The organism is Deinococcus sp. LM3 (genome assembly GCF_002017875.1).
Classification (GTDB): domain Bacteria; phylum Deinococcota; class Deinococci; order Deinococcales; family Deinococcaceae; genus Deinococcus.
Genome location: NZ_MUFV01000001.1, coordinates 945,009 through 965,000 on the forward strand (window position 1 = coordinate 945,009; position 19,992 = coordinate 965,000).

Annotated in this window: 18 protein-coding genes and 2 pseudogenes (1 of these 20 cut by a window edge); 10 read left to right on the forward strand and 10 right to left on the reverse strand. The window is 70.3% G+C overall.

The genetic code is table 11. The features are described 5' to 3' along the window. Positions 1-38: 38 nt before the first annotated feature. From BXU09_RS04345 to lepB, 3 genes are read left to right on the forward strand one after another with little or no spacing between them, the layout of a single operon-like run. Positions 39-356, forward strand: coding sequence for a PadR family transcriptional regulator (locus tag BXU09_RS04345; protein WP_078300809.1), 318 nt, complete (start codon positions 39-41; stop codon positions 354-356). Beyond that, positions 353-688: a hypothetical protein gene (locus BXU09_RS04350; RefSeq protein WP_078300810.1), complete on the forward strand. Its 336-nt coding sequence runs from the start codon at positions 353-355 to the stop codon at positions 686-688. Before BXU09_RS04345 ends, BXU09_RS04350 begins: the two co-directional genes overlap by 4 nt. Continuing rightward, positions 685-1,374, forward strand: a complete 690-nt coding sequence (gene lepB / locus BXU09_RS04355) for a signal peptidase I (protein WP_240501016.1) — start codon at positions 685-687, stop codon at positions 1,372-1,374. Before BXU09_RS04350 ends, lepB begins: the two co-directional genes overlap by 4 nt. On the opposite strand, the gene BXU09_RS04360 is transcribed toward lepB, so the two are convergent. The 4 genes from BXU09_RS04360 to aceE form a co-directional block, all read right to left on the reverse strand. Then, on the reverse strand, positions 1,363-2,205 hold the full coding sequence (locus tag BXU09_RS04360; protein ID WP_078300812.1) for an isocitrate lyase/phosphoenolpyruvate mutase family protein: 843 nt from the start codon (positions 2,203-2,205) through the stop codon (positions 1,363-1,365). The genes lepB and BXU09_RS04360 overlap by 12 nt on opposite strands. After that, positions 2,202-3,599: an Ada metal-binding domain-containing protein gene (locus BXU09_RS04365; RefSeq protein ID WP_078300813.1), complete on the reverse strand. Its 1,398-nt coding sequence runs from the start codon at positions 3,597-3,599 to the stop codon at positions 2,202-2,204. The genes BXU09_RS04360 and BXU09_RS04365 overlap by 4 nt, the downstream gene beginning before the upstream one ends. Positions 3,600-3,730: 131 nt before the next feature. Further along, on the reverse strand, positions 3,731-5,446 hold the full coding sequence (gene aceF, locus BXU09_RS04370) for a dihydrolipoyllysine-residue acetyltransferase (protein WP_078300815.1): 1,716 nt from the start codon (positions 5,444-5,446) through the stop codon (positions 3,731-3,733). Positions 5,447-5,536: 90 nt separating this feature from the next. Next, complete coding sequence (gene aceE / locus BXU09_RS04375; RefSeq protein WP_078300817.1) at positions 5,537-8,263, reverse strand: pyruvate dehydrogenase (acetyl-transferring), homodimeric type; 2,727 nt, start codon at positions 8,261-8,263, stop codon at positions 5,537-5,539. 146 nt (positions 8,264-8,409) lie between these two features. Here aceE and BXU09_RS04380 point away from each other — a divergent pair, with 146 nt between their 5' ends. Beyond that, positions 8,410-9,306, forward strand: a complete 897-nt coding sequence (locus tag BXU09_RS04380; RefSeq protein ID WP_078304735.1) for a LysR family transcriptional regulator — start codon at positions 8,410-8,412, stop codon at positions 9,304-9,306. A 177-nt stretch (positions 9,307-9,483) separates the two neighbouring features. Here BXU09_RS04380 and BXU09_RS04385 read toward each other — a convergent pair whose 3' ends face one another. Next, the gene (locus tag BXU09_RS04385) at positions 9,484-10,704 is read right to left on the reverse strand and encodes a TCR/Tet family MFS transporter (RefSeq protein WP_078300818.1); all 1,221 of its coding nucleotides are present in this window, start codon (positions 10,702-10,704) and stop codon (positions 9,484-9,486) included. Positions 10,705-11,830: 1,126 nt separating this feature from the next. On the opposite strand from BXU09_RS04385, the pseudogene BXU09_RS22075 reads away from it, so the two are divergent. Further along, positions 11,831-12,376, forward strand: a pseudogene (locus BXU09_RS22075) (LAGLIDADG family homing endonuclease); the annotation flags it as partial. A gap of 159 nt (positions 12,377-12,535) precedes the next feature. Further along, positions 12,536-14,425 (forward strand): annotated as a pseudogene (gene uvrB / locus BXU09_RS22080) (excinuclease ABC subunit UvrB); the annotation flags it as partial. Positions 14,426-14,495: 70 nt separating this feature from the next. Here the strand turns inward: uvrB and BXU09_RS04395 are convergent. Then, positions 14,496-15,026 carry a hypothetical protein gene (locus BXU09_RS04395; protein ID WP_144011970.1) on the reverse strand — a complete coding sequence of 177 codons (531 nt, stop codon included), beginning with the start codon at positions 15,024-15,026 and terminating at the stop codon, positions 14,496-14,498. A 73-nt stretch (positions 15,027-15,099) separates the two neighbouring features. Continuing rightward, entirely contained in the window at positions 15,100-16,344 is a 1,245-nt protein-coding gene (locus tag BXU09_RS04400; protein WP_078300821.1) for a uracil-xanthine permease family protein, read from the reverse strand. A 198-nt stretch (positions 16,345-16,542) separates the two neighbouring features. Here BXU09_RS04400 and BXU09_RS04405 point away from each other — a divergent pair, with 198 nt between their 5' ends. The 4 genes from BXU09_RS04405 to BXU09_RS04420 all read left to right on the forward strand — a co-directional run bounded on the left by BXU09_RS04405 (position 16,543) and on the right by BXU09_RS04420 (position 18,430). Then, a complete protein-coding gene (locus tag BXU09_RS04405) occupies positions 16,543-16,980 on the forward strand; it encodes a putative dsRNA-binding protein (RefSeq protein ID WP_078300822.1) in 438 nt (145 codons plus the stop codon). Further along, the gene (locus tag BXU09_RS04410; protein ID WP_346417551.1) at positions 16,977-17,642 is read left to right on the forward strand and encodes an HAD family phosphatase; all 666 of its coding nucleotides are present in this window, start codon (positions 16,977-16,979) and stop codon (positions 17,640-17,642) included. Before BXU09_RS04405 ends, BXU09_RS04410 begins: the two co-directional genes overlap by 4 nt. Before the next feature lie 34 nt (positions 17,643-17,676). Next, positions 17,677-18,018, forward strand: coding sequence for a YraN family protein (locus tag BXU09_RS04415; RefSeq protein WP_055363982.1), 342 nt, complete (start codon positions 17,677-17,679; stop codon positions 18,016-18,018). A gap of 97 nt (positions 18,019-18,115) precedes the next feature. After that, on the forward strand, positions 18,116-18,430 hold the full coding sequence (locus BXU09_RS04420; protein WP_078300823.1) for a hypothetical protein: 315 nt from the start codon (positions 18,116-18,118) through the stop codon (positions 18,428-18,430). Positions 18,431-18,581: 151 nt separating this feature from the next. Here BXU09_RS04420 and BXU09_RS04425 read toward each other — a convergent pair whose 3' ends face one another. The 3 genes in view from BXU09_RS04425 to folB are tightly spaced (at most 54 nt apart) and all read right to left on the reverse strand, a layout consistent with a single transcriptional unit that may run on beyond the window. Then, positions 18,582-19,076 (reverse strand): hypothetical protein, encoded by a 495-nt coding sequence (locus BXU09_RS04425; RefSeq protein ID WP_078304739.1) that lies wholly within the window; start codon positions 19,074-19,076, stop codon positions 18,582-18,584. Positions 19,077-19,130: 54 nt separating this feature from the next. Continuing rightward, a complete protein-coding gene (gene folK, locus BXU09_RS04430; RefSeq protein ID WP_078300825.1) occupies positions 19,131-19,679 on the reverse strand; it encodes a 2-amino-4-hydroxy-6-hydroxymethyldihydropteridine diphosphokinase in 549 nt (182 codons plus the stop codon). Positions 19,680-19,682: 3 nt separating this feature from the next. After that, positions 19,683-19,992 carry the 3' portion of a dihydroneopterin aldolase gene (folB, locus tag BXU09_RS04435; protein WP_078300826.1) on the reverse strand. The gene runs 53 nt beyond the window's last position, so the window shows 310 of its 363 coding nt (coding positions 54-363); its start codon lies off the right edge, out of view — the gene reads right to left on this strand; it ends in the stop codon at positions 19,683-19,685.

Consider the following 19,992-nt stretch of genomic DNA (forward strand, 5'->3'; position numbering starts at 1 on the left):
CCACCATCCTCACATTCTGATATCAGACACTGATATCCGTGGATACGAACCTGTTCAAGGGCAACCTGGACCTGATCCTCCTGAGCGTCCTGGAACGCGAGGGTGGGTACGGGCAGGACATCGCCAAGCGCGTCAGCGCCGTCACGGAGGGCAGCATCACCCTGAACGCCGGGAGCCTGTACCCGGCCCTGCACCGCCTGGAGAAGGGCGGGTTCCTGAGCGCCGCCGAGACGACCCCCGCCCGTGGTGGCCCCCCGGTCCGCACGTACACCCTGACCGACGCGGGCCACGCCGAACTGCGCCGCAGACGTGATTCTTACCGCGCCTTCGATGCGGCCCTGCGGAGCCTCTGGTGACCCCGCCCGCCGTTCAGGCGTACCTGCGCCGCGTGACGCGGCTCCTGCCACCCACGGCCGCCCGCAGGGTCCGGGCGGAACTGCACGGGAACCTGCACCAGAGTATGCTCGACGCCCGCCTGCGCGGCCTGACCGAAACCGACGCCTGGACCGCGGCCCTGAGTGAGGCTGGACCGGCCCTGCCCGCCGCCCTTCACCTTGCCCGCACGCACACGCTGGGACTGGCGCTGCGCTGGCTGCTGGCCGCCGGACTGCTCGGCGGGGCCGCGTACGCCCTCCAGGGCAACCATCCAGCCACGCCCACTCCCGCGACCACGGAGGCGCAGCCGTGACCGCCTCTGTCAGGAACCGTCTGGGGCGCCTGTGGCGCGACTGGCTGTCCCCGCTGGCCTTCGCGCTGCTGCTGACGCAGTTCGGCGCGACCGCCGTGCGCGTGGACGGCGTCAGCATGCTGCCCGGCCTGCGCCACGGCGAGACGCTGCTCGTCCCGAAAATCGAAGGCTGGGCGCATACCCTGGGCGCCGGCACCTACGCGCGGGGCGACACTGTGGTGTTCAAACCGCCCCGCACCGCCACGCAGGAATGGACGCGCACGTACCGGGGCCTCACGCTCCCGTGGGCGTACCGTCCGTACCTCGTCAAGCGGGTGATCGGACTGCCCGGCGACACCGTGCAGGTCCAGGCGGGCACCGTCCTCGTGAACGGCCGCCCGCTGAACGAACCCCGCACCACCGCGTACTGGAACGGGGCGTGCCTCGACACGACCAGCCCCCTGGCGAACACGCCGCCCGTCACCGTCCCGGCCGGGACGTACTTCGTGATGGGCGACAACCGCAGTCCCGGCGGCAGCCTCGACAGCCGCGTGTTCGGCCCGGTCGGCACCGCCGACATCGCCGGACGCGCCGTCGCCAGCGTGTGGCCCCTGACGGTGCCCGGCGCCGCCACATCGCCCTGCGGGCCGGAACAACAGGACGGCCCGCAGCAGTGGAATCCGCGCCTGCTGCGCTCAGGCGGGTGAGCGGCTGAACCAGCCCTGAACCGTCCCGAAGGTCAACGCGCCGGCCGGGTCGAGGGTGCCCTGTTCGCGGAGGCCTGCGCTCAGGGCGGCAGCGTGACCCACGGCCGCCAGGAACAGTGAGGGGCCGGTGCTGACGCGGCTGGCCCCGGCGCGCAGCAGGGTGTGGGCGTCCGGTCCGCCGGGGACATGCATGACGGCCAGCGGGCCGCCCAGGCGTTCGCGCAGCGTGCGGAGGGTGGAGGGGTCGGTCAGGCCGGGCACGAACACGCTGTCCGCCCCGGCCCGCAGGTACGCGCGGCCCCGGCGGACCGTCTCGTCCAGTCTGTTCGCGTCGGTGTCGCCGTACCCGCTGAGGTACGTGTCGGTGCGGGCGTTCAGGTACGCGGGAACGCCCAGCGCGTCGGCGGCGGCACGCGCGGCGCGCAGCCGGTCCATCTGCTCGTCCACTGGCAGGAGGGGCCGGTCGGGCTGCCCGCTGGCGTCCTCGAGGTTCAGGCCCGCCGCGCCCAGGCTCAGGGCAGCGCGGACCGTGTCGGCCACGCCCTGCGGCGTGTCGGCGTACCCGCCTTCCAGGTCGGCGGTGACGGGCACGGTCACGGCGTTCAGGAGGCGTTCCAGGGCGGCCAGCAGCATGTCGCGCGGGGCGACCTGCCCGTCCGGGAAGCCCAGGGCGAAGGCCACGGCGGCGCTGCTCGTGCCGATGGCCGGACTGCCCGCCTGCTGCAACGCGCGGGCGCTGACGGCGTCCCAGGCGCAGGGCAGGATCAGGCCGCGTTCGTGCAGGGCGCGCAGGAGGTGGGCGTGCTGGGGCTGGGTTCGGGCTTGGGTCATGGGGTGTCTCCGTGAGGGTCTTGGGTGGGCGGCAGGGCGTGCCACAGGCGCAGGACCGCGTGACTGCGGTGAGGGGCGAAGGGCTCAAGCAGGCGCTGCACCTCGGCGGGCGTCGGGCGTGCGGGCAGTCCGTGCGCGCGGCGCAGCGCGGCGACCAGGGCGGCGTCCGTGTCGGGCACGATGTCCGGAAAACCCAGCACGCGCAGCAGCACGTACTCGGCGGTCCACGGGCCGATACCGGGCACGGCCAGCAGGGTGCGGCGCGCGGCTCCCACCGTGCCGCGTGACAGCGCCGCGAGGTCCAGTTCCCCGCGCGACACCCGCCCCGCCAGTCGGTGCAGTAACGCGGCCCGCGCGCCGGTCAGGCCCACGCTGCCCAGTTCGGCGGGGGTCAGGGCCGCCACGGCCTGCGCGGTGGGCGGCGCGCTCAGGCCATTCCCGGCGGGCAGGCCGCAGCGGTCCACCAGTCGCCGCCGCAGCGTGCAGGCCTGCTGAAACGTGACCTGCTGGCCCACCACGGCCCACACCAGCCCGTCGAAGAACTCCGGCACCAGCGGAACAGGCCGCGACAGTCCGCGCAGCCCCAGCGCCCGCTCCGCCAAGGCGTGCAGGGCCAGCCAGTCCGGACCACTCAGGGCCTCCGGACGGGATGGCCGCACCGTGGCGTCCTGACCACCGAACTGCACGGTCACGACCTGCGGTCCACCCGGCAGGGTCCACGCGAAGGACACCGCGTCCTCCCCCACCAGTCCCGTCACGCCAAGCGGATCGCGGCCCAGGTCGCGGCGCACCAGTTCCAGCGGGTACGCGGCCGGCAGCGTCAGCCGCAGCGTGCCTGCCCGGGCCGCCGCGCGCAACGCCTGCGGGGTCAGGTGCATCACCCGCCGGAACTGCGCGCCGAACGCCGACAGGCTCCCGAACCCCACCGCGAACGCCACCTGCGCCGCCGTATCCGCCGAGGTCAGCAGGCGCGCGGCCGCCAGTTCCACCCGCCGCCGCGTCAGCCAGTCGGCCGGACTGCACTGGAACTGCTCACGGAACAGGCGGTGCAGCGCGCTGCCACTCAGGTTGAGTGCGCGGGCCAGGGCCTGCACGGACTCCACGCCCGGCACGTCCACGCGGGCCAGCGCCGCCGTGAAGGTCGCCTCCTCGACCGGCACGCCCGCCTGGAACGCGTCCGGCTGGCAGCGACGACACGCCCGCAGTCCCGCCGCCCGCGCCGACGCCACGCACGGGTGGAACACCACGTTCCCCGCCAGCGGCTTGCGCGCCCGGCAGGACGGCAGGCAGTAGATCCCGGTACTCGTCACGCCCGTGTAGAACAGCCCGTCGAACGCCGCGTCGCCCGCGAACATCCGCTCCAGCATGAATTCCCGCGTGAACGTGACCGTCATGCCCGCATTGTCACGGGTGCGGGCGGCGGCCCTCTACCGGAATCCTCCACCGCAATTCCCGCCACGGCAAACCCCCGCCACGCGGACGGGGGTCTTCTCTCTTGCCTTCAGCCTTCTGCCATCGGCCTGCGTTACAGCGAGATCAGGAAGGGGTCTTCGAGGCTTTCGCAGATGAAGCGCACGAAGCGGGCGGCGTCGGCGCCGTCGATCAGGCGGTGGTCGTAGGTGAGGCTGAGGGGGAGCATGTTGCGGGGTTCGAACGCGCCCGTTTCCTTGTTCCAGACGGGTTCCATGCCGCCGCGGCTCACGCCGAGGATGGCGACTTCGGGGCTGTTCACGATGGGCGTGAAGGCGTGCCCGCCGATCCCGCCGAGGTTGGAAATCGTGAAGGTGGCGCCCTGCATCTCGTCGGGTTTGAGTTTGCGGTCGCGGGCGCGGCCGGCGAGTTCGCTCAGTTCCAGGACCATGTCGGTGATGCTCTTGCGGTCGGCGTCCTTGATGACGGGTACGAGCAGGCCGACGGGCGTGTCGACGGCGACGCCGATGTTCACGAAGTCCTTGTAGATGACCTGCTGGGCGTCCAGGTCGAGGCTGGCGCCGAATTTGGGGAACTGACGCAGGGCGTTCGCGACGACCTTCATGAGGATGTGCGTCATGGTGAGTTTGCCGCCGGCTTTCTCGACGCGCGCGCCGAAGCGTTTGCGGGTCTCTTCCATGAGGGTCACGTCGGCCTTGTCGAAGTGCGTGACCATGGGGATGAGGGTGCTGGCGGTCATGGAGCGGACGGTGGCCTTGCGGATGCCGCTCATGTCCTCGCGGGTCACGCGGCCCCACTTCTCGAAGTTGGGCAGGGGCGCGGCGGCCACAGCAGGCGCGGCGGCGGCAGGGGCGCTGGCCTGCGCGGCGGCGGGCGCGGTGACGGTGGGGGTGCCGCCGGTGCGGCGGACGTCTTCCTCGCTGATACGGCCGGCGATACCGGTGCCCTGCACGGCGTGAATGTCCACGCCGATCTCGCGGGCGAGGCGGCGGATGCTGGGCGCGGCGGGCACGACGTGGCGCCCGTCGAAGGTCTGCGGGTTCTGCGTGCCGGACTGTACGGGTGCGGCGGCCTGCGCGGCGGGCGCACCGGCGGGCTGGGCCGGGGCAGGTGCGGCGGGCGCGGGTGCGGCCGGTGCGGGTGCGGGCGACGCTGCGGGGGCGGGGGCGGTCGGGGCGCTGCCGCCGCCCAGGGTAGCGATCACGCCGCCGACCTTCACGGTGTCGCCCACGTTCACGCTGACGCTCTGCACGGTGCCGCTGGCGTTGGAGGGCACTTCCACGACGGCCTTGTCGGTCTCGATCTCGATGACGGGCTGGCCCTCGGTCACGGTGTCGCCCGGCTTGACGAGCACGGTCACGACGGTGCCCTGCTCGATGTTGTCACCCACGTCCGGCAGGGTGATCTGCGCGCCGCCGCTGACCGGAGCGCTCGCGGGGGCGCTCGGGGCGGTCTGAGCGGCCTGTTCCTTCTGCGACGCCTGCTGCGCCTGCGCGGCTGCCTGGGTGCTGGCGGTGTCGGTCTCGTCGACCGGGGCGCTCGCGGGGGCGGCGGGGGCGGCCGGGGTGCTGGCGCCGCCGCCCAGGGTGGCAATGACGCCGCCCACCTTCACGGTGTCGCCCACGGTCACGTTCACGGCTTCCACGGTCCCGGCAGCCTCGGCGGGCACCTCGATGACGGCCTTGTCGGTCTCGATCTCGATGATGGGTTGCCCCTCGGTGACGGTGTCGCCCGGCTTGACCAGCACGGTCACGACGGTGCCCTGCTCGATGTTGTCGCCCACGTCGGGGAGTTTCAGTTCAGTAGCCATTTGGAGTTCTCCTTCGGAGAGGGGTTGATGGTCGACGGTAGACAGTTGATGGTGGAGAGCTGGGCTCTATCGACCATCAACGTTCAACCTTTAACGCAGGACGGGCGCGTCGCGTTCCGGGTCGATGCCGAGGTCGGCAATCGCTTTCGCCACGACGTCGCCCTTGATCTTGCCGTCGCGCTGGAGGGCGTACAGGGTGGCCAGGACGACGTGTTTGGTGTCGACCTCGAAGAAGTCGCGGAGTTCCTCGCGGGCCTCGCTGCGGCCGAAGCCGTCGGTGCCGAGCGTCCAGAGTTTGCGGTCCAGGTGGCCGTTCAGGCCGTCCGCGCCGAGTTTGATGTAGTCGCTGACGCTGATCAGGACGCCGGGGGCGTTCTCCTTGCTCAGCTGCTGGGCCACGTACGGCACGCGGGGTTCCTCGGTGGGGTGCAGCATGTTGTGACGCTGGGCGAGCAGGGCGTCCTGGTGGAGTTCCTTGTAGCTGGTCACGCTCCACAGGTCGGCGGCCACGCCGTACGCTTCGAGGGCCTTGACGGCTTCCTGCGCGGCGCCCATGGCGGGACCACCGGCGAGAATCTGCGCTCTGAGTTTGCCCTTGTGGGCGCTCCTGTGCAGGCGGTACAGGCCGCGCACGATGCCGTCGCGGATTTCCTCGTGGCTGCGGCCATCAGCAGGCATGGCGGGCTGCAGTTCGTTCTCGTTGTCGACCGTGACGTAGTAGAACTCGTCGATGCCGTCCACGTACATGCGCTGGATGCCGTTCTCGATGATCACGGCCAGTTCGTACGCGAAGGCCGGGTCGTAGGTCTTGAGGTTCGGCACGACGTACGCCTGGAGGTGGCTGTTGCCGTCCTGGTGTTGCAGGCCCTCGCCGGCCAGGGTGGTGCGCCCGGCGGTGGCGCCCAGGATGAAGCCGCGGGCGCGCTGGTCGGCGGCGGCCCACACGAGGTCACCGACGCGCTGCATGCCGAACATGGAGTACAGCACGAAGAACGGGATGGTGGGCACGCCGTGGTTGGCGTACGAGGTGCCGGCGGCGATCCAGGAGGCCATCGCGCCGTCCTCGGTGATGCCTTCTTCCAGCATCTGGCCGTTCACGCTTTCCTTGTAGGCCATCAGGCTGCCGCTGTCGACCGGGGTGTACGTCTGGCCGCGCGGGGAGTAGATGCCGATGCGGGGCACCAGGGCGTCCATGCCGAAGGTGCGGGCCTCGTCGGGGACGATGGGTACCACGAAGCGGCCGATTTCCTTGTCGCGCAGCAGTTTGCTGATGATCTGCACGGCGGCCATGGTGGTGCTCACCTGACGGTCGCCGCTGCCCTTGGCGAACTCCTCGTAGAACTCGCCGTTCGGGATGGTGGGGTGCGGGTACTCGACCCGGCGGGCGGGAATCGGGCCGCCGAGCGCGGCGCGGCGTTCGAGGGCGTACTTCACCTCGGCGCTGTCCGGGCCGGGGTGGTAGTACTCCATGTGCTCGACCTGCTCGTCGGTCAGCGGGAGTTCCAGCGTGTCGCGCAGCGCCTTGAGGGTATGGAAGTCGAGTTTCTTGACCTGGTGGGCGACGTTGCGGGCCTGGGCGCTCTCGCCGAGGCCGTAGCCCTTGATGGTGCGCGGGATGATGATGGTCGGGCTGCCCTTGTGCTTCACGGCCGAGGCGTACGCGGCGTAGATCTTGTGGATGTCGTGCCCGCCGCGGTTCAGGAGTTCCAGGTCGGCGTCGCTCCAGCCCTCGATCAGGGCCTTGAGTTCCGGGGTGTTGAAGAACTTCTCGCGCAGTTCCTTGCCGCCAAAGGCCGCGTAGCGCTGCGACTCGCCGTCCACCAGCAGTTCGAAGCGTTTGACGATGGTGCCGTTGTAGTCCTTCTGCAGCAGTTCGTCCCACTTGGAGTCCCAGATGACCTTGATGACGTTCCAGCCCGCGCCACGGAACAGCGCCTCGAACTCCTGGATGACCTTGGAGTTGGCACGCACCGGCCCGTCGAGGCGCTGGAGGTTGGCGTTCAGCACGAAGATCAGGTTGTCGAGGTTCTCGTACGCGGCAAATCTGATCGCGCCGATGCTCTGCGGTTCGTCCATCTCGCCGTCACCCAGGAACGCCCAGACCTTGGCGTCACCCTTGGGTTTCAGTTCGCGGTTTTCCAGGTACTTGATGAAGCGCGCCTGATAGATCGCCTGGATGGGGCCCAGGCCCATGCTGACGGTCGGGAACTCCCAGTAGTCGGGCATCAGCCACGGGTGCGGGTAGCTGCTCAGGCCCTCGCCTTCGGGCTGGAGTTCGCGGCGGAAGCGGTTCATGCGGGCCTCGTCGAAACGGCCCTCCAGGAAGGAGCGGGCGTACACGCCGGGGCTGGCGTGCCCCTGGTAGAAGATCAGGTCGCGGTCCTGCCCGGCGCCGTGGCCGCGGAAGAAGTGGTTGAAGCCCACCTCCAGCAGCTCGGCGGCGCTGGCGTACGTGGACAGGTGCCCGCCGATGCCGTCACTCTTCTTGTTGGCCTTGATGACCATGACCACGGCATTCCAGCGGATGATGTTGCGGATCCTGCGTTCGATCTCGGGGTCGCCGGGGTACTCGGGCTGCGCCTCGACATCGATGGTGTTGATGTACGGGGTGTTCTGCTTGAACGTGATGGGCGCGCCGTGGAAGTACGCGTAATGGTCGAGTTCCTCGAGCAGTTCCGCCGCGCGGTTGTCACCGGCGTTCGCGAACACGTACGCCAGTGAGTCGAGCCACTCCTGGGTCTCCACGGAGTTCAGCTTCTCGCGCTCCTGCGCGCTCATGCCGGTACGGGGCGGTCTGTTCGGAGGAGATGAGGTCATGTCAGCAGTCTAGGCCCCGTCGTTCCACACTTCCAACAGGGGATTCTCACAGGATTCACCACTGGTACTGGTGGGTTCCCGGAGTTACGCTGGAGGGCAATGCCCACGCCGCCCACGCCCCACCCGCCCGCCCCGATCGCCCCATGATCGAACTGCGTCACCTGCGGCACTTCGTCGCCCTGGCCGAGGAAGAACACTTCGGGCGGGCCGCCGAACGCGTGTTCGTGGTCCAGCAGGCCCTGAGCAACTCCATCCGCAACCTGGAAGAGGAAGTCGGGGTGCCGCTCGTGCTGCGCACCACCCGCCGCGTGCAACTGACGCCCGCCGGGCAGGAATTCCTGATCGGCGCCCGCGAGACGTTGCTGCTGGCCGGACAGACCGTGGAACGCGCCCGCCGCGCCGCCCGCGGAGAGGTGGGCCGCCTGACCGTCGGCTTCGTCAGCGGGCTGGCCTTCGGGGGCCTGCCGGAAATCGTGCGCCGCTTCCGCGAACTGTACCCGAACGTCAGCGTGGACCTGCGCGAACTCACCGCCCAGGAACAGGAAGCCGGACTGCGCGGCGAACAGATCGACATCGGCCTGATGCTGCTCCCGGTCCGCGACCCCACCCTCGACTCGCGCCCCCTCTGGCGCCAGCCCCTGGTCGCGGCGCTGCCCGCCGAGCACCCCCTGGCCCGCAAACGCCGCCTGAAGATCAGCGACCTGAGCCACGAGAACTTCGTGTTCTTCCCCCGGCAACTGCGCGCCACGTACTTCGATCAGGTCATGCGCTGGTGCGCCGCCTCCGGCTTCACCCCACACGTCGTGCAGGAAGCCATCGAGATCCCCACGCTGCTGTCCCTCGTCGCGGCGGGCGTGGGCGTGTTCCTGCCCATCGAGTTCTTCAGCCGCCTGAGCCTGCCCGGCGTGGTGTACCGCCCCGTCGAGGACGCCCCCACCGTCGAGATCGTCGCCGTGTGGCGGCGCGGCGACGGCACCAGCCCGGTCGTGCGCGCCTTCCTGACCGTCGCGGAGGAAGTGCTGCGGGAGGGCAGTGGGAAGTAAGCAGTAGGCAGTCATACGGACTCCGATTGAATGGGCTGCAAAGCCCGTTCAATCCGAGCGAAGCGAGTGGGAGCAAAACGGATTCCGGACGTGGAGCCGACAATCCGGTGAAGTTCCGGATTGTCGGCGAAACAAACGGAATCCGTATCAGGTGGGCTTGCCGTTCACCATCAACCATCACCCCTGCTGCGGCTTCCCCGTGTCCGGCATGCCGCGCAGGACGCCCAGGATCAGCAGCGTGCCCGCCACGGACAGCAGCGCGCCCATCAGGAACGCCGCGCCGGGGAAGCCGTGCGTGAGGCCGTAGGCGTACACGGCCGTCGCCAGGAGCGGGCCGACCACCGCGACCAGGGAGTTCAGACTGGTGATCGCGCCCTGCACGCGGCCCTGCTCGGATTCGCTCACCTGCCGGGAGATCAGGCCCTGAATGGCCGGGTTGGCGAGGCCCCCCAGTGCCCCCACGACCAGCGAGGCGTACAGCAGCGCGCCGCTGCGGGCCACGCTGAGCACCAGGAATTCCAGGATGCTGGCGACCAGTCCGGTCATGATGGTCCGCCGGTCCCCGAAGCGCGCGATGAACGGCCCGATCAATCCGCCCTGCACGGCGGCCGTGAGCAGTCCGAAGAACGCCAGGGCCACCCCGTTCTGCCCCGGAGTCCAGGTCAGGACGCGTTCGGTGTACAGCACCCACGTGCTGAAGATCACCTGCCCTGCGAGGCCCAGCAGCACGAACGTCAGCGCCAGGGACCGCAGGATCGGGTACTCGCCCAGCGCCCGCAGCGGCAGCAGCGGGTTCAGGTCCGCGCGCCGCATGGCCTTGCCGCGCGCGCTGACCGGCAGCGACTCGGGCAGCACGAACAGGCCGTACAGCACGTTCAGGCCCGTCAGGGCGGCCGCGACCATGAACGGCACCCGCAGCCCGTACTCGCCCAGCAGACCGCCCAGCGCCGGCCCCAGGATGAAGCCCACCCCGAACGTCGCGCCCAGCAGCCCGAAGTTCTTCGCGCGGTCCTCCGGGGGTGACACGTCCGCGATGTACGCGTTCGCGACCGTCAGGCTCGCCCCGGTGATCCCTGCCAGGATGCGCCCGACGAACAGCCACGCCAGATTCGGCGCGAACGCCAGCAGCAGGTAATCCAGCGCCATGCCGCTCAGCGCGAACAGCAGCACCGGCCGCCGCCCGAAGCGGTCACTCAGCACCCCCAGGATCGGCGCGAAGATGAACTGCATCACCGCGTACGCCGCCGTCAGCAGCCCGATGGTGCGGGCGCCCGCCACCTCCGAGCCCGCCAGTTCCTTCACCAGTCCCGGCAGCACCGGAATGATCAGCCCGATCCCGATGATGTCGATCAGGGCGGTCAGCAGGATGAAAATCAGGGCAGCAGGACGGGCGCGCATGACGGGCAGTGTACGGCGCGCAGGTCAAGGTTCCCTTCAGCCATCTCGCTTACCATCCACTTACGTACAGGGCGTAAAATAGGGAGATTCGTTCGGGCCGCGCCCGCCCCCTGCCCTCTCCCCCACCCCCGGAGGTCCCATGCTCAAGGTCCAGTCCAGTTACACGCCCGCCGGCGACCAGCCCACCGCCATCCGCTCCCTGGTGGACGGCCTGGACTCCGGCCTTCGGTTCCAGACACTGCTCGGCGCGACCGGCACCGGGAAGTCGGTGGCGTGGCACGAGCCCGTCACCGTGGAGATCGCCGGGCAGGTGCGCCGCCTCCCCATCGGTGAACTGATCGACGATCTGTTCGGATCTCCCACCCAGGATGAGGATTCACTGGAACTCCCGCCGCCCGACCCGATGCGGGTGCTGGCGTGGAACGCGGCGGACGGCGCGGTGGCGTGGCGGACGGTGACGGCCCTGACGCGGCACGGCGCGCCGGAGCGGCTGCACCGGCTGGTCACGGCGTGCGGGCGCGAGGTGACGGTCACGGCGGATCACAGCGTCTGGGTGCTGCGTGGCGGGCACGTCCAGCTGGTCGCGGGCGATGACGTGCGGCCCGGTGACGCGCTGCCGGTCCCCCGCCGGGTGCCGCAACCGGACGGAACGGTCACGCATCTGGATACGCTGGCACTGCTGGACGGTACGCCGTTCCACGTGGCGGTGCCGTACACGCCGGACCGGGACCCGGAGTGGCGTGACCTGGTGCGCGGGCATCACGCCCGCCCGGACGGGAAACTGCACGCCCTGCGCCGCGGCAGGCGGGGCGGTGGCCTGAACGTCACGGCGGCCCGCGCGGCAGTCTCGCAGGGACTGGCGGTCGCCACCGAGGCGCGTGTCTCGGCACGGTCGGTCAGCGTGGCCGGGCAGCTGTCCCTGACCCCCGCGCTGGCGCTGCTGCTCGGGCAGTACGTAGCGGAGGGGCACGCCGCGCCGGGCTTCGCGCTGATCTCCGTGCGGGACGCAGACGTGCAGGCGCAGCTCACGGCGGCGCTGCATGAACTGGAGGCCGGGCACTTCCGCCGCGCGGACGGCGATTTCGTGCTGTCCGGGCGGGTGTGGCGGGAGGTGCTGGCCCGGCTGATGGGCGAGCGTTCCGGCGAGAAGCACCTGCCGGTGAACTTCGCGGCGTTCCCGGATGCGTTCCTGGCGGGCGTGCTGCGCGCGTACTTCGAGGGGGACGGCGGTGTGGACAGCGGCGCGGTGACGGCCGTGACGAACAGCGCGCGGCTGGCCGGGGAACTGGCCGAGGCCCTGCTGCGTTTCGGGGTGTGGGCGCGCCTGCGTGAGGTGCATAAGCGCCGCCCGGACGGCACGATGGGCACGTATCACAAGGTCACGGTGTCCGGCGCCCAGAACCTGCGGGCCTTCCAGGAGGGGGTCGGGTTCCTGAGCGCTCGCAAACGGGCGGCCCTTGCGGACCTGCTGGAGCGGACCGGTGAGGGCAACACGAACGTGGACGTGGTCCCCGGTGTGGGCGGGCGCCTGCTGGCCGAACGGGAGCGGGCCGGGCTGTCGCAGCGGCAGGTAGCGCAGGCGGCGGGCTGCACGCGCACGATGGTCTCGGCGGTCGAGTGCGGCGTCCGCGCCCCCAGCGCGGCCCTGTTCCGCCGCCTGTGCGAGGCGCTGAACGTGACCGACACGGCCTTCACAGGGCTGGCCGATGTCCACTGGTCGCCGGTCGAAACCAACGAGACGGTCGCACCCAGGACCGCCTTCGTGTACGACTTCAGCGTGGACGGCTTCGAGACCTTCCTGACCGGACGGGGCGGCCTGTTCGTGCACAACACCTACTCGGTGGCGAAAGTCATCGAGGAAACCCAGCGTCCGGCGTTGATCATGGCGCCCAACAAGATCCTGACCGCGCAGCTGGCGAGCGAGTTCCGGGAGTTCTTCCCGGACGCGGCGGTGGAGTTCTTCATCAGTTACTACGATTACTACCAGCCCGAGGCGTACGTGCCGGGCAAGGACCTGTTCATCGAGAAGGACGCCAGCGTGAACCAGGAGATCGAGCGGTTGCGGCACAGCACCACGCGCAGTCTGCTGACGCGGCGGGACACGATCGTGGTGGCGTCGGTGAGCTGCATCTACGGTCTGGGTGACCCGAAGGAGTACACGGCGCTGAACCTGATCCTGAAGAAGGGTGGGCAGGTGAGCCGGGACGAGATTCTGGGGCGGTTGGTGAACATGCAGTACGAACGCAACGACATCGAGATGATGCCGGGCCGCTTCCGCGCGAAGGGCGAGATGATCGAGGTGTGGCCCGCGTACGATGAGCAGCCGCTGCGGATCGAGTTGTGGGGTGACGACGTGGAGCGCATCACGGTGGTGCATCCGCTGACGGGGGACCGGCTGGCGGAACTGGACGCGACGGTGGTGTACCCGGCGAAGCATTACGTGAGCAGTGCGGGGAACATCGAGCGGGCCATCGTGACGATTCAGCAGGAGCTGGACGAGCGGCTGGAGTACTTCCGGTCGACCGGGAAGCTGCTGGAGGCGCAGCGCCTCAAGGAGCGCACGCTGTACGACCTGGAGATGCTCAAGGTGCTGGGGTACTGCTCGGGCATCGAGAACTACTCGCGGCACATTGATGGGCGCGCGGCGGGGCACACACCGTACACGATGCTGGATTACTTCAACGATGATTTCGTGACGTTCATCGACGAGTCGCACGTGACGGTCCCGCAGATCGGCGGGATGGCGAACGGCGACCGGGCGCGTAAGCAGACGCTGGTGGATTACGGCTTCCGCCTGCCTTCGGCGATGGATAACCGCCCGCTGAACTTCGACGAGTTCATGAGCAAGACCGGGCAACTGGTGTTCGTGTCGGCCACGCCCGGCCCGTACGAGCGCGAGCACAGCGACTCGATCGCCGATCAGATCATCCGCCCGACCGGGCTGGTGGACCCGCCCGTGACGGTGCGGCCCATCAACGGGCAGATCGAGGACCTGCTGGGCCGCGTGCGCGAACGCGCGAAGATCGGCGAGCGCACCCTGGTGACCACCCTGACCAAGCGCATGTCCGAGGACCTGACCGAGTACCTGCTCGAAAAGGGCGTCAAGGCGCGCTACATGCACAGCGACATCGACTCCGTGGAACGTCAGGTGATCATCCGCGACCTGCGCCTGGGCCACTACGACGTGCTGGTCGGCATCAACCTGCTGCGCGAGGGCCTGGACCTGCCGGAAGTGTCGCTGGTCGCCATCCTCGACGCCGACAAGCCCGGTTTCCTGCGCAGCGAACGCGCCCTGATCCAGACCATCGGCCGCGCGGCCCGCAACGTGAACGGCGAGGTCATCCTGTACGGCGACTCCATCACGCCCGCCATGCAGTTCGCGATGGACGAGACGCGCCGCCGCCGCGAGAAGCAGACCGCGTACAACGAGGAGCACGGCATCACGCCCACCACCGTCATCAAGGGCGTGCGCAACGTCATCCGCGGCGAGGAGCAACCCGCCGAGGTCAGCTCCGAGAACGTGGGAACGGACCGCGACGCCCTGACCGCCCAGCTCACGGACCTGGAACTGGACATGTGGCAGGCGTCCGAGGACCTGGACTTCGAGCGGGCCGCCAGCCTGCGCGACCAGATCCGCGCCATCGAGGCCAAGTTGCAGGGCAAGGAGTTCAAGCAGGCGACCGTGCCGGGGCAGAAGGTTCGGTCACGCGGACGACGCTGAGCGCAGCGGAACCCAGGCAGGCCGCCCCGGAGACGTGGGCGGCCCGCCTCTTTCTGGATTCAGTCTGGATTCAGCGCTTCAGGGTCAGGGTGCAGGTGCCGGCGGCCACGCCGGCCTTGCGGACGGCCTGCACGAATTCGTCGGCGTTGCGGGGCTCGCCGGTGGCCGCGTCGAGCTTCGGGATGTACGACTGGATCGTGTCCAGGTCGCCGCTGAGCAGCACGCCGCGCGCCCCGGTGCCCTCGACCATGCCCAGGCACATGTGGATGTCGGTGTCGTCGGTCATGCCGGTCAGGACGTCCGTAGCGATAATCAGGCGGTTCTCGGGGTTCCAGCTGAAGAGGCCCTTGTCCGCCTCGAAATCCCAGCCGTCGTCCCACTCGGGGGCCTGGGCACTCAGTTTCAGTTCCCGGTTGATGCGGTCGCCGCCAGCCGTGGTGCCGGTCATCACCCAGGTCTGGCCGGGGCGGACCAGGGCGTTGGCGGGCAGGGCTTTCGGCGCGCCGAAGGGAGCGACGGTGCGCGGGGCGGCGTTACCGCTCCCGGCGGCGGCGAGGGGCGTGAGGGACAGCAGGGCGGCCAGCACGAGGTGACGTTTCATGACCCCGAGCGTAGCAACGCGCGCCCCGGCCCGCTGCCTCATTTGACAGGCCGGGCCGGGGCGCGGGACACCTTCAGTGGAGGGTGCGTTCCGGTGGGCCGTCAGCCTCGTCGCGCTGGCGGGGCAGGATCAGGTTCGCCACGATGCCGGTCAGGGCGGCCAGTGCCATGCCGGACAGGCTGAGGCTGGTGCCGCCCACCGTGACGGGGAAGGCCGCGCCGCCCAGACCGAGGACCAGGATCAGGGAGACGATGATCAGGTTGCGGCTGTGCGCGAAGTCGATCTTCGCCTCGCTGAGGGTGCGGATGCCGACCGACGCGATCATGCCGAACAGCAGGATGCTCACGCCGCCCAGCACGCCCTGCGGGAGGCTTTTCAGGACCGCGGCGAGTTTCGGGGAGCAGCCGAACAGCACCGCGAACGCCGCCCCGATCTGCAGGACGCGCGGGTCGTACACGCGGGTCAGGGCCAGGACGCCGGTGTTCTCGGCGTAGGTGGTGGCGGCGGGCCCGCCGAGCGCGGCGCTGCTCATGTTCGCGATGCCGTCGGCGAACAGGGTGCGGCTCAGGCCGGGTTTCTCCAGGAAGTTCTTTCCGACGACGCGGCCGTTCACGATGACGTCCCCGACGTGTTCGATGAACGTGACGACCGCGACGGGCGCGATGATCGCCACGGCCCGCCAGTCCAGGGTGGGCGCGTGGAAGTCCGGGAGGCCCAGCAGGGGCGCGGCGGCGATGGCGTCCAGGCCCTCCCGGCTGACCTGCCCGGTCAGCAGGGACACGACGTACCCGGTGACGACGCCGATCAGGATGGGCAGCATGCGGAACAGGCCGCGTCCCCACAGGCTGGCGATCACGGCGGCCAGCAGCGTGGCGAGGGCCAGCCACCAGTTCGTCTTGGCCTGGTTCACGGCGACGCTGCTGAGGCCCAGGCCGATCACGATGATGACGGGACCGGTCACGACGGGCGGGAACACCCGCAGCAGGCGGTCCGTGCCCAGCAGTTTCACGAGGCCGCTGAACAGCAGGTACATGGCCCCGGCGGCGATCAGTCCGCCCCCGGCGGCGGCGGGGCCGAATTCCTTGACGACCAGCGCGGTGGGCGCGATGAACGCGAACGAGCTGCCCAGGAAGATCGGGACCTGCCCGCGCGTGAGCAGGTGGAACAGCAGGGTGGCGACGCCCGCGCCGAACAGCGCGACGCTGGGGGACAGGCCCACCAGGATGGGCACGAGGACGGTCGCGCCGAACATGGCGACCGAATGCTGAAGGCCCAGTACGACGCGGCGGGCGGGATCGTTGATGGTGGATGCGCTCAAGGTGGGATGACCTCCGGAGTCAGGGCGTCGGCCCCCGCGCCGTGCTGGGCGGGGTGTGGGGTGGGGGCGGGTTGCTCCGGGCGCTCAGCCTAGCGCACGGGCGGGGTGTGTGGGGCAGGGGGGTGTGTGGGGCGGCGGGCGGGGCGGCGCAGTGGGCGGCGTAGCGCGGCCCGGCGGCGGGACGCTACGCTGGGCGGCATGAATGCCAAGGGTGATCTGATCGCGCGGGCGCTGACGCTGGGGCTGGGCGCGCCCACCTTCGAGGCCGAGACGCACGGCCCCCCGCACGACCGCCGGTTCCGGGTGACGGTGCGGGCGGGCGGGCAGGTGCTCGGCGGGGGCGGCGAGGGCCGCAGCAAACGGGACGCGGAGCGCGCGGCGTCCGAATCGGCGCTCCAGGCTCTGGACGGGGCGGGGGCCGCGCCCGCCGCCCCGGACGGCGCGCCCCCCACGCCGGAACGCTGGCCGATCTACGGCGCGGTCCTGGCGGGCGCGCTGGACGCCGCGCTGGAATTCGCGCCCGAGGACGCCACGCTGGACGACGTGCGCGTCCGGGCCGCGCGAATGTACCGCGACCTGCTCCGTGACCTGGGGCACGGCCCGGACGATCTGGAAGGCCCCGGAGAAGCGCTGTGAGCGGCTGGCCGTGGCGTCCGGCGGGCGTACTGTTCGACATGGACGGCGTCCTGACCGCCAACAACCACTTTCACCGGCAGGCGTGGCAGGAGGTGGCGGCCAGCGTACTGGGCCTGTCGCTCTCCGAGTACGACCTGGATACCAAGGTGGACGGGGGCCGCAACCCGGAGATCATCGAACGCCTGACCGGCACCTACCCGGACGAGGCTCTGGCGGCGCGTTTTCATGACGCCAAGGAGGGCCGGTACCGGGAGCTGGCGGCGGGCGCGCTGCGGGAGGTGGCGGGCCTGAGCGCCTACCTGGACGTGCTGGAGGCCCGCGCCATTCCATTCGCGCTGGTCACGAGTGCCGACCGCCTGAACGTGGAGTTCGGCATGCAGGCGCTGGGCCTGGGGAGTCGTTTCGGGCCGCGCGTGCTGGGCGAGGACGTCACGCGCGGCAAACCGCACCCGGAACCGTTCCTGCTGGGTGCCGCGCGCCTGGGCCTGAACCCGGCCGACTGCCTGGCGCACGAGGACGCCGTGAACGGCGTGCGCAGCGCGGTGGGCGCGGGCTGCCGCGTGGTGGCCCTGACCACCACCGCGCCCGGCGCGGCCCTGCGGGAAGCCGGGGCGCAGTGGACCGCCCCGGACTTCACGTCCTGGGCCGACTGGCTGTCCTGATGAGGCGCGCGGCGTGGTTCGCGGGAAGCCGCAAATGAAGGGTGCGCAGGCCGAGGACCGCGCCGCCGCCTTCCTGACCGGACTGGGGCGGGAGGTGCTGGCCCGCAACTACCGCATTCCCGGCGGGGAGATCGACGTGGTGTCGCGCGAGCCGGGCGGCACGCTGGTGTTCACGGAGGTGCGCCAGCGCCGCTCGGAGCGGTTCGGCAGCGCCGCCGAATCCGTCACGCCCCGCAAGCTGGCACTCATGCACCGCGCCGCCCTGAGTTACCTGACGCGCGAACTGGGCCGCGACGACCTCCCCTGCCGCCTGGAAGTGCTGACCATCGACGGCCCGGCCGCGACCGGCCCGCTGCGCGTCATTCCCCTCGACTGATACGGATTCCGATGGTGTGGTCTGCAAACACCATTCAATCGGAGTCCGCATGACAGGCTGGGACCGCCGTGAACGGTCATGCTCTAGAATCCCCGTCATGAGAAGCGCGTACCTGACTGCTGCCCGCGCCCTGCAACTGGGCCGTGAATGGGCGGTCGAGGGCGATCAGCGCCGCGCCCTGTCCTCGTACGGCGAGGCCCTGAACCTGCTGACGATCCTGCCGCCGGAACGCACGCGGGACGTGCTGCTGGCCCACACGCACCTGGCGTTCTATCAGACGCTGGAACTGGTGGGCGCGCCCGGCAGTCAGCGGCACCTGCAACTGGGCGTCAGTTACGCCCGCAGCACCCGCGATCCGCTGGCCCGCGCGATTGCCGAGGAGTGCCTCAGCGGCCTCGACGTCGTGATGTAGGACAACCCCGCCTGAGGGGTTTGCCGGCGCTGTCAGCCCGAGTGTACTCGCAGCGCGGCAGGACAGGTTCAGAAGAGTTCAAGAGGGGCAGGCCGCGTTTCCCGGTGGGAGGCGCGGCCTGCGGTGGTCTGGGGGCGTCGTGCGCTGCGGCTTACTGGCCGGGCAGGCTGAGCTGCGCGGTGGTCTCGCCGGTTTTCTTGTCGTGGATGCACTGCAGGGGCAGTTGACCCAGGGTGTTGACGCGGCCGCCGCTGTGTACGGAGACGGTCGCGGGGGCCGTCAGGGTCCAGCCGCCGCCATCGAGGGTCTGGGTGGCTTCGACGATCTCGACAGGTTCGGCCTCCAGGTCGGCGTGGATGGTGTCGCCCTCTTTCAGGGGGGCGCTCTGTTCGATCAGGGTCTTCAGGGGGATGCTCTGGCCGGCGGCACCGACCGTGAGTTCCTCGGTGTCGTGCGAGAGTTCCTTGCAGGCCTCGATGAACTTGTATTTGCTGATGCCGTTGGCGTCCCGGTCGCTGTAGATCGGGTTGTTGCGCACGGCGGTGGCGGTGACGAAGCCCAGGAGAGTCACGCTCAGGAGGATGGCAACCCACAGCAGCGCGCGGCCTGCGCCTCCGTGGCCGGTGGTTTTGGTGTGCTTGCTCATGTCGCTTCCCAGCATAGCGTCCCGGAGTGCCGGGAACGGCGTGGGTGGTGACGGTCAGCTGGGAGGCGGGGCGGGCCAGGAGCGCAGCCAGTTGGGGTCACGCTGCCCCAGCTCGCCGGTGCCGAGTCGTTGCAGGGCGTCCTGCACGCTCTCGCCGCTGGCAGGGCAGCGCAGGTCCGGGTTCAGGTCCCGCAGCGGACCCAGCACGAAGGGCCGCTCCCAGGCGCGCGGGTGCGGGAGGGTCAGGGCGGGGTCGTCGCACGTCAGGTCCGCGTACGTGATCAGGTCGAGGTCCAGGGTGCGGGCCGCCCAGCGTTCGTGGCGTTCCCGGCCCGCCTGGGCTTCCAGGGCGTGCAGCGCGCCCAGCAACGCGTCGGGGGGCAGGGTGGTGCGCAGCTGCGCGGCGGCGTTCAGGTAGTCGGGCTGGCCGGGTGGGCCGCCGACGGGCGCGGTGCGGTACAGCGCCGACACGCCCTGCACGCGGCCCAGCGCGCCCAGTTGCGTGACGGCCCAGCGCAGCGTGCCCAGCGGGTCGCCCAGGTTCGCGCCCAGCGCGATGAACGCGTCGGCGTGCGGCGGGTCGGGCGGGAGGGGGGCGGTCATGGGTCAGCTTCCGGCGCGGGTCAGGGTCAGTTCGGTGAACACGTCCCGGAACACGCCGGGCAGCGGCGCGAAGGGCTTGTGAACACGCACGGTCACGGCGGTCAGGGTCGGCTGGTCACGCAGCAGGCGGCGGCCGATGCGGGCGGTCAGCACCTCGATCAGCTGGTGGCGGGTGCCCGTGACCTCCTCCTGAATGGCGGCGTACACTGCGGCGTAGTTGACGGCCTCGTTCAGGTCGTCGTTCAGGTCCGCGAAGGGGTAGTGCAGTTCGGCGTCCACGACGAAGCGGGCGCCCAGGACCGCCTCGGTGTCG